Source organism: Brachybacterium sp. AOP25-B2-12 (assembly GCF_052378625.1).
GTDB lineage: Bacteria > Actinomycetota > Actinomycetes > Actinomycetales > Dermabacteraceae > Brachybacterium.
This window is the reverse complement of record NZ_JBQSXW010000033.1, coordinates 1-9,863: the sequence shown is the minus strand read 5'-3', so window position 1 is coordinate 9,863 and position 9,863 is coordinate 1. Positions and strand designations below refer to the sequence as shown.

Annotated in this window: 3 protein-coding genes; all 3 read right to left on the bottom strand. The window is 74.4% G+C overall.

The genetic code is table 11. The features are described from left to right. Positions 1 to 54: 54 nt before the first annotated feature. Positions 55 to 2,973, bottom strand: a complete 2,919-nt coding sequence (gene ppc / locus ACT3TZ_RS14690) for a phosphoenolpyruvate carboxylase (RefSeq protein ID WP_444584178.1) — start codon at positions 2,971 to 2,973, stop codon at positions 55 to 57. A 156-nt stretch (positions 2,974 to 3,129) separates the two neighbouring features. Continuing rightward, on the bottom strand, positions 3,130 to 6,618 hold the full coding sequence (locus tag ACT3TZ_RS14685) for a UvrD-helicase domain-containing protein (RefSeq protein ID WP_444584177.1): 3,489 nt from the start codon (positions 6,616 to 6,618) through the stop codon (positions 3,130 to 3,132). Continuing rightward, on the bottom strand, positions 6,615 to 9,782 hold the full coding sequence (locus ACT3TZ_RS14680) for a PD-(D/E)XK nuclease family protein (protein WP_444584176.1): 3,168 nt from the start codon (positions 9,780 to 9,782) through the stop codon (positions 6,615 to 6,617). Before ACT3TZ_RS14680 ends, ACT3TZ_RS14685 begins: the two co-directional genes overlap by 4 nt. Positions 9,783 to 9,863: the final 81 nt, after the last annotated feature.

The window sequence follows — 9,863 nt, the reverse complement described above, 5'->3', positions numbered from 1 at the left end:
CCCCCCCCGGGGGGGGGCGGGGGCGCCCCCGCGGCTCTCGGACGGCGGGCCGGATCAGCCGGTGTTCTTCAGGCCTGCCGCGACGCCGTTGATCGTGGTGAGCAGAGCCCGCTGCAGTTCCTCGGATGGCTCCTCGCCACGCTCGGCCTGGGCACGCACCTGCTGGAGCATCGCGACCTGCATGTAGCTGATCGGGTCGAGGTAGCGGTCGCGCACCGACAGGGTGCGCTTGAGGATCGGCTGGTTGTCCAGGAGGTTCAGCACCCCGGTCAGCCGCTCGATCTCGGCGACGGTCAGCTCGTACTCCTCGCGGATCCGGTCGAACAGCGGCCACAGACGCTCGGGCACGAGCGAGTGGACGTAGTGCGCGGCGATCGACATGTCGGTCTTGGCCAGCGTCATCTCGATGTTGCTGACCACGGTGCGGAAGAAGTGCCAGTGCCGCATCATGTCCTGCAGGTCGCCCTCGAGGCCGGCCTCCCGTGCGGCCTTCAGCCCGGAGCCCGCGCCGAACCAGCCGGGCACGATCTGCCGCGACTGGGTCCAGCCGAACACCCACGGGATCGCCCGCAGGCCGTCCAGGCCCTTCTCCGAGGTGGTGCGCTTGGAAGGACGCGAGCCGATCTTCAGGTCGCCCAGCTGCTCGACGGGGGTCGAGGTCACGAAGTACTCGGGCAGGTCCGGGTCGTCGGCCAGGGTCCGGTACCGCGCGAAGGCGGCGTCGGACACCTGCTGCATGACGTCCCCGAAGCGGTCCAGCTGCTCGGGCGTGGTGCGGGGCTCGGTGTGCAGGGCCGTGCCGCGCATGACCGCCGCGAGCGACAGGTCCAGGTTCTCGCGGGCGAGCACCGGGAGCATGTACTTGTCGGAGATGACCTCGCCCTGCTCGGTGAACTTGATCGAGCCCTCGAGCACGCCGTAGGGCTGGGCCAGGATCGCGTCGTAGGTGGGGCCGCCGCCACGGCCGACCGACCCGCCGCGACCGTGGAACAGGCGCAGCGTCACGCCGTGGCGGGCGGCGACGTCGCGCAGTCGGCGCTGGGCCTGGTGGATCTCCCACTGGCTGGTGACGACACCGGACTCCTTGTTGGAGTCGGAGTAGCCGAGCATGACCTCGTGGCGGTCGCCGCGCAGGCGGACGATCTCGCGGTAGGCGGGGTCCGAGAGCAGCTCGTCGAGGATCTCGCCGGCGTGGCGGAGCTCCTCGACGGTCTCCAGCAGGGGGACGAAGCCGATGTCGGCGCGCTTGTCGTCCTTGCTGGCGAGGTCCACGAGGCCGGCCTCGCGGGCCAGCAGCGCCACGGCGAGGATGTCGTCGGCACCGCGGGTCATCGAGACGATGTACGACTCGATGGAGTCGGGCCCGTAGGTGCGGTGGGCCTCGCGGATCTCGCGGAACACGTTGTAGGTGATGCGGGTGGCGTCGTCGAGGATCTTGTCGTCGTCGGCCGCGAGGGCGGCACCGGCCATCGGGCGGCGCGAGGCGAGCTCGGTCGACAGGACCTGGTGGCGCTCGGCGCGGCTGAGCTCGGCGTAGGGCTTGTCGAGCTCGCCGAGGCGGTCGAAGAGCCGGGCCAGGAGCTCGTGGTGCTTCTCGGCGTGCTCGCGCACGTCGAGCGTCGCGAGGGTGAGGCCGATGCCGGCGAGGACGTGCTCCATCACGGCGAGGGAGCCGTCGGCGGTGCGGGCGCCGCCGTGGCGTCGCAGGGCGTCACGGACCAGCTCGATGTCGGCCAGCAGCTCGTCGGTGCGGTGGTAGTCCTCGCCCGGCGTGTGCGCGGATCCGGTGCGGATGCGCGTGCGGGTGTTCTCGAGCTTGGCGCGGATCGAACCGAGCTTGAGACGATACGGCTCCTGCTCGTAGAGGGCGCGCTGCTCCTCGTCGACCTGGGCGCGGTGCTCGAAGTCGTGCTCGAGGGAGGCGCGCAGGTCTTCGTCCTCGCCGGTCAGGACGCTGGAGACCGACAGCTCGGCGATCGCGCGGGTGATGAAGTCGATCGAGAGGTCCAGGGCCGTCTCCGCCTGGAGCTGGAGCACCTCGCGAGTGACCTCTGCGGTCACGAACGGGTTGCCGTCGCGGTCCCCGCCGATCCAGGACCCGAAGCGCAGCGGCACCGCGCGGTCGGGGAGGTCCGCGCCGTGCTGGCGCAGCTCGTCGCGGAAGTCGTCGAGCAGCGGCGGCATGGTGTGGAGGTAGAGCTGGCGCAGGTAGTAGAGGGCGTTGCGTGCCTCGTCCTGCGGGGTGGGGCGCTGGCGGCGCAGCTCGTCGGTCTGCCAGAGCGCCTCGATGACCTCGGCGAGATCGCGCTCCTGGCGGCGACGCTCGGCGGTGCCCTCCTCGGTGTCGTTCTCCAGCAGCGAGGAGAGGCGACGCAGCTTGGTGAGCACGGCACGGCGCGAGGCCTCGGTGGGGTGGGCCGTGAAGACGAGACGCACGTCGAGGGCGTCGACGGTGCGCTGCAGACCCTCGGGGCCCAGGTCATCGGCGATGTCAGAGATCGCCTGGGGGATCCAGGAGTCCTCCGCGCCCTTCTCCGACACCGCGCGGACCCGGTAGACCTGCTCGGCGGCGTTGGCCAGCAGGAAGTACTCGGTGAAGGCGCGGGTCAGGGCGGTGGCCTGCTCGACGGGCAGGGCGGCCAGGCGCTGCTGGACGCGCAGGGCGTCCTCGGGGTCCGCGGAGGACTTCGCCTCCTTGGTCTGACGACGGACGTCCTCGACGAGCTCGAGCAGGTCGGTGCCGTGCTGGTCGGCGAGCGCGCCGCCCAGCAGGGTCGACAGGCGTCGGACCACCGCTCGCAGCGGGGCATCGATGTGGGGATCGTCCCCCACGACGGGGAACTCGGACGTGAGCGTGGGGACGCTGGGGATGTCGTCGTCGCGCACTGGGCCTCCTGGATCGGGACGCGACGCGCGGCAGGCGCCGGAATGCGGTGCCGTGCCGCGTCGGCGCTGAACGGGCGAGGTCACCATACAGCCAGGGCCCTGGGTGGTCGCGACGGGTTCTGTCCGCGGACGGGTGGGGCGCGACCGGTGATCCGACGGGCGAGCTGGTGGGCCTGCGCGGTTCCGGCATGGCCGTGGCGCGGGCATGGCCGGGGCACTCGCACGCCGTGCAGCGGACGACCGTCAGGCGACCCCGAGGTCGACGTCCCGGGCGCGGGCCTCGTCCTCGGCGAGGAACAGCAGGACGGCGCGCGACACCGGGCGACCGGTCGTGACCTCCACGAGCCGGGCATACTCGCGCAGCTGGGGGGCGTAGAAGGTCGTGCGCGTGCCGAGGGCGTCGAGGGGCACGTGGTCCGTCTTGTAGTCCAGGACGACGAGCTCGCTCTCGGAGTCCTCGTACAGCAGGTCGATGATGCCGTCACGCACCGTGCCCGCCGACCCAGGTGCGGTCTCCGGTGCCGGCGCGCCCACGTAGGCCTCCTTCCAATGGCGTCCGGCACGGGCCTGCGCAAGGAGAGGATGAGCCAGCGCGCTGCGGACGAGCGCCGCGACGTGGCCGGCGAGATCCGGGATGCCGAGCCTCTCGCACTGGGCCCGCACCGCACCGGCGACATCGACCCCGGGGTCCAGGGGCACCAAGTGCAGGGCGGCGTGCACCGCGTCGCCGATGGCCGCGCCGCGGCCGGGCGTGCCGGGCGCGAGATGCGCGGTCAGAGAGGACGGCGCTTCATCGACGCCCTCCTCGGCGACCACGGTCCCCGCGTCAGGGCCATCGATGCGCGGGTCCTGGAGGCGTGCGAGTGCGGCATCGGAACCGACGAAGCGGGGTCGGTCCCGTCGTACGGCGTCGAGATCGGGACCCCCACCGCGGCGATCCTCGAGATGCACGGAGCACTCGTCCACGACGTCTGACCCCTCGAGCGTGGAGGCGCTGCTGGACCACACCCGCTGGGCGTTCCGGCGGACGATGGCGGCGCGCTCGGCCCAGTCCTCCCACGGCACAGGCGGCGCGACCCGACCGGTCACGGCACCGGGCAGCGACCGCGGCGCGCCGTCGAGAGGTGTCAGGGGCACCGCACCGTGCTCGGCCCCGCCCGCGCGGTGGATCGCCTCGGCGCTGGAGGGCGCGCTGTGGGAGGAGGCGCCGAGCAGCGGGCGGTGCAGCGAGACGACCAGGTGGTCGCGGGCGCGGGTGGCGGCGACGTAGAGCAGCCGCATCCGTTCGGCGTCGGCCATGACCTTCTCGCGCTCGACGGCCTCCGCGGCGCCGCGGGTCGCGAGGGCGGCGGTCACGGAGACCTCGAAGCCCTCCTCCCCCCAGCGGACGTCGACGCCGCCGCGGCGCCCGCCCGAGGAGCCGAGCCCAGCGAGGATCACCATGGGGAAGTCCAGGCCCTTGGAGGCGTGGATGGTGGTGATGCGGATGCCGTCGGTGTCGGTCTCGGGCAGCACGGACTCGGCGGCCTGCTCGGCGCCGCCGTCGGACTGGGCGCGCACCCAGTCCAGGTAGCCGCGGAGGCTGCCGTGCTCGGTCTCGGTCCAGGCGCGGGCCTGCTCGATCACGTACCGGATCCTGCGCCAGGCGTCGCGGGCGCGAGGACCGTTCTCGGCGGCGATCTCGAAGGACCGTCGACGCTCGGCGATCATGCCGAGCAGCTCGCTCGGGGAGCGCCGGGGCAGCTCATCGGCGAGGGCGCGGAGCGCTGCGAGGGCGTGGTCGACGGGACCGCGTTCCGCCGCGTCCACCAGGGGTGCCCGGAGGTCCAGGGTCCTGCCCGCGCGGCGGTGCTCGTACAGCTCGCCGTCGTCGATGCCGAACAGCGGCGATCGCAGTGCCGTGACCAGCGCGAGGCGGTCGGACGGGTCCGCGACCGCCCGGGCGGTGGTCAGCAGGGCACGGACCTCCGGGGCGGCGTGGACCAGCGAGGTGGCCTCGGTGCGGTAGGCGATGCCGGCGGCGTCGAGGGCGTCCTCGATCGTGCCCAGCGAGGTGCGGGTGGGGACGAGCAGGGTGATGTCGCCCAGGCGCAGGGGACGCGTCCGCTCACCCTGCGGGGTGCGCTCGGCGATGGTCCATGCCTCGTCGAGGGTGGTGAGGATCGTGGCGGCGACGTCACGGGCCTCGGCGGCACGGACCTGGGTGGCCGTGGCCCTCTTGCCGTCCTCGCCCTCATGGGCCTCCTCGCCCAGGACGGCGACCTCAGGGCCGACGACCCGCTGGTCGCGGTGCGGGGAGAGGTCCTCGTACGGCGGCTGGACGTGGTCCTCGGCCTCGATGAGGGAGCCGAAGACGGCGTTGACCCAGTCGATGACAGGGGTGAGGCTGCGGAAGTTGGTGGTCAGCGAGGTGTGGCCGCCCAGGACCCGCTGCGCCTCGAGGTAGAGGGAGATGTCGGCGCGGCGGAAGCGGTAGATCGACTGCTTGGGATCCCCGACGACGAACAGGGAGCCCGGCGGGATCTCGACGTCCTGCCAGCGCTCCTGCCCGGCGGCGGCGCCCCCGGCGATCCGGGCGGCGATCTCGATCTGCAGGGGGTCGGTGTCCTGGAACTCGTCCAGCAGGATCCGGGGATAGCGGGCCTGCAGCTCGGCGCGCACCTCGGGGCGGTCCCGCAGCAGGTTCCGGGCCAGGACCAGGAGGTCCGAGAAGGTCAGCTCCCCGTCGGCGCGTCGTGCCGCGGCGGCCTCGAGCATGGCGCGACCCAGCCACGCGGTGAGCCGACGCAGCACGGCGTCCAGCACGTCCAGCCGCGCCGCGACGGCGTCCTCGTGCAGCTCCACGGCCCGTTCCCGGGTCCCGGCGAGGTCGAAGCCGCGGGGCCAGCGCGCCTTGGCACCGGCGTTGCGGGCGACCTTGGGTGCCGCCGACAGCCAGGCGAGCACGGGACGGATCGCCTGGGCGTCCTCCCCGGTCGGCGCATCGGCGACCCAGGTCGCGAGGGCCTCGAGGTGCAGGGCGTACCGGTCGGTGCCGTCGAGGCACTCGGGGAGGTCACCGGTGAGCTCGTGGGCACGCCGGAGGAACGTGCTCACCTCGGCGACGGGCATCGGGGCGTCAGGGACCTCGCGGATGTGCTCGGCGACGAGGTCCGGGTGGGCGTCCAGGCGCGCGGCGATCTCCCGCAGGTGCCGCGAGGTGATCCCCAGGTCCAGGGCGAGGTCGAGGGCCTCGGAGACCTGCTCGTCCGCGACGAGCCGCGACCACAGGAGGGACCACTGCTGCTGCCCGGCGACGGAGGCGCCGAGCGCGTCCAGCACCCGCACGGCCGGCGGGATGCCTGCCTCGATGGCGTGGCGGGTCAGGATCCGCTGCGCGAAGGAGTGGAGGGTCCCGATCGCGGCGAGGTCCAGGGCGTCCAGGGCGGCTCGGGCCCGGTCCAGGCGCCGGGCGTCCCCGCCCTCCCGGACCACGGCCTCGAGGTCGAGGCGGACCCGGTCGCGGAGATCCGCGGCCGCACGCTCGGTGAAGGTCACGGCGGCGATCTGCTCGATGGCGAAGCCGTCGACGAGGATCAGGGTCAGGATGCGCCGCACGAGGGCGGTGGTCTTGCCGGACCCGGCCCCGGCGGCGACGAAGAGCGTCCGGGCGGTGTCCGCGCTGATCGCCTCGCGGGCGGCGAGGTCGCGCAGGGCGGGCGCCTGCGGGGCGGGCGTGGTGGTGGTGCTCATCGGGGGTCTCCTGCCGCGGTGGGTGAGGCGGGGGCGGCCTCGGGGTCGATGAGCGCCGCGAGGTCCCGCACCTCGGGGGTCTCGCGGAGCTGTGCCCAGCGGTCCCGGTCCGTGGAGTACCCCGCGCCGTCGGGGTTGCAGGCGATGCACTGCACCCAGGACCGGTCGTCCTCGGTGGGCGGTCTGCGGGGGAAGACGCCCTGGGCGATGCCGTGGGCCAGCGTCGACAGCGCCGCGCGATACTGCGCGTCGACCGCCTCGGTCAGGGGCAGGTCGATCTCCTCGCCGTCGCCGCGCGGGAACCAGTAGCGGGCACGGACGGGGGTGTCCTCATCGCCGTAGCGGGCCCGGACGGCGCGCGCGTAGGTGGGCAGCTGGAGCTTGGTGCCTCCGGCGACCGGATCCTCCTCGCCGATGTCCTGGAAGCCGGCAGAGCTGCCGGTCTTGAGGTCGGTGACGACGAGGGATCCGTCGGCGGCGTGGTCGACGAGGTCCGCCGCTCCGCGCAGACGCAGCACGCCGCCCTCGACGCGGACGTAGACGGGAGGGGCGAGGGGATCCTCGTCGAAGCCGAAGCGTGCCTCGCTGGTCAGCACCGCCAGGCCCTCGGCGGCCCGCCAGGTGGAGTCCTGGTCGAGCATGGCGCCGAGCTGGTCCTGCAGGTCGGCCAGGGTGCGGGCCCACAGCCGGGCCGGCCCGGTGAGCCCCCGCGCGACGTAGTCGCGGGCCCGGACCTCGGCGATCCCCCGCAGTCGGCGGTGGTGCTCCTGCGTCCACGGCTCGCCGGTCCCGGGCAGCTCCCCTGCGGACTCGAGGCCGCTGACCAGCTCGTCGAAGCACTCGTGGAGAAAGGACCCGCGGTGCAGCGGACTGATGGTCTCGATGTCGTCGGGGTCCTCGATCTCGCCGACGCCCAGCACGTAGCGCAGGAAGTAGGCGTGGGGGCAGGACGCGTAGGTCTCCAGAGCGGTCGCGGACAGCGGGCGGTCGGCCTCGAAGGGGCTGAGGCCGGCGCGGGGCCCGATCACGCCATCGAAGGCGGTGGGGCGGCGCCCGCGGCGTGCCGCGAGCGACCTCCGGGCGCGGTCGAGCACCGGATCGCCGAGCGCCTGACCTGCGAGCAGGGCACGTAGCCGCCAGGCGGTCGCGGCCGCGGGGTCGGTGGTGGCCAGGGTCGCCGCGAAGGACCGCTCGTGGTCGACGGCGGCGACAAGCAGGTGATCGGTGGCGGCCAGCGTCGCGTCCTCGGCGAGCGCCCTCAGCGAGGGCAGCAGCCAGCGGCTGGGCAGACGGGAGGTGGCGGAGCGGAGGTCTCCCCGGGCGTAGCTGACGGTGACGTGGGGCGCGAGCTGCAGGGCGGCCAGGAACTCGCGCTCGGTGCGGGCGGTGCGCTCGGCGACGGTGGGCAGGGCCCCGTCGGTGACGGCGCGGACGGCGTCGGGCAGCAGGGCGTCCTCGGAGGTGCCTCCTGGCAGGAGGTCCTCGGAGGCGCCGAGCACGTGGACGTGCTCGGGGGCGAACCCGGTCGCCGAGCCGAGAGGGCCCACGTGCACGCCCTCACCGAAGCGACCGAGGCGTGGTGCGCGGGCCGTGAGGGCCGTGGTCAGGGCCTCGGTGACGGCACCGGGATCCGGGCGGCCACCCAGGGCGTCGAGCACCGCGAGCTCGTCGACGGCGGCCAGGGCGGTCGCGTGGGCGGACTGCTCGGCACGGGTGGCCGGGTCCCCGGGAGGCCCGAGGTTCTCCGGCGGCAGCAGGGTCTCCAGCAGGTCGCGGAGCGAGGCAGCGGACTCCGACCAGGTGGCCGCACGCCCGGCCCGTTCGACCCGGCCGTGCAGGAACGCGATCACCGCCGCGAGGTCCTCGGCGCGCCGGCGGCCCTTCGCGGCGCGCTCCCCGCCGGCGGCGGCGAGCGCCTGGGCGTGGGCCGCGAGGCGGACGGTCCAGTCCTCCCCGCGGACCACCCCGGCGTCCCGGGAGACCTGCTCCCAGGCGGGGACGGGCGCGCGGGTGCCGGAGAGGTCCGCGAGCGGCAGGCCCCCGAGCACCTCGAACACCGCGCGGCGCGGGAGGTCCTGGTCGACGAGCCGGAGGGCGCCGAGCAGGAGGCGCCCTGCCGCGAGCTCCGCGACGGGCCTGCTGCCCGGCCCGCTCACCGCGATCCCCGCGGCGGCGAGCTGCTCATGGAGGATCCGCGCGTAGGGCCGGGCCGTCGAGTACAGGACGGCGATGCGATGCCCGGGGGTGGATCGGAGCTCCTGCGCGACGTCGCGGACGGTGGCGGCAACCTCGGCCTCGGGATCCGAGGCATGGCGGACTCGCCGGGCGAGCGCGGGATCCGGCTCCTCGATCCGCGGCGGGAGGTCCGCCAGGGCCGAGCGCACGCCAACGAGGACGGGTCCGTCCGCCCGCGGTGACCCGGTGAGTCCGAGCACGACGTGGACGTCGGCGACGGAGTCGAGGGAGGCCACGAGGCGCGACTGCGGAGAATTCAGCGGGCGAGGGAGGTACAGGACGACGTGCCGGGCGCCGAGCAGCGCCGCAGACCCGTCACCGATGGCGACCCGGTCCAGAACGGAGGCCGCGGCGCGCAGCGTGTCCGAGGAGGTCGCCCAGGACGGGCCCAGCTCCGCCCGGACGGCATCGGCCGTGGTCAGGACATCCGGCAGGACCCCGGCGGAGCGGCCCGCTCCCCCGAGAGCCCCGGGCTCCAGGAGCGCCTCGACCGCCGCCCGCTCCGCCTCCCCCAGGTGGTCCAGGGCCTCGACGGCCCGGGCGAGCGCCGCGGCCGTCGCAGGGTGCTGGGCGACGGCGGCGAAGCGCCCGGGTGCCCGACGCAGGTGGGCGGCGACGGCGCCGAGCACGACGGTGCGCGGCACGGGCCGACGCCCGGCGGCGCCGAGCACGGGGCCGGCGAGGCGGTCGGCGAGGTCGGCGAGGGTGAGGACGTCCAGGGCCGCCACCCCGGTGGGGCGGCGCTCGGCGAGATGACGACGGATCGCGGTGCCGGTGAGGGCGTCCGGCACGAGCACCATGACGGGCTCGAGGGGATCTGCCCCCTTGAGGGTGTCCACGAGGTGCGAGAGCGCGGCCAGGGCGGCGGCGCCGTAGGGCACCGCGACCAAGCGTGCGGCCTCCGAAATCCGCTCTGACCTGCTGTCCATCGCTCCCCCATCGCAGAACCGACCGTCTGCGGCGAGTGTATCGGCGGGGTCCGACGGACGAGGCGCACGTCGCCGCGGCCC

Coding starts and splice junctions, on each gene's coding strand:
- ppc (WP_444584178.1), bottom strand. CDS start 2,973: ATGGTGACCTCGCCCGTTCAGCGCCGACGCGGCACGGCACCGCATTCC.
- ACT3TZ_RS14685 (WP_444584177.1), bottom strand. CDS start 6,618: ATGAGCACCACCACCACGCCCGCCCCGCAGGCGCCCGCCCTGCGCGAC.
- ACT3TZ_RS14680 (WP_444584176.1), bottom strand. CDS start 9,782: ATGGACAGCAGGTCAGAGCGGATTTCGGAGGCCGCACGCTTGGTCGCG.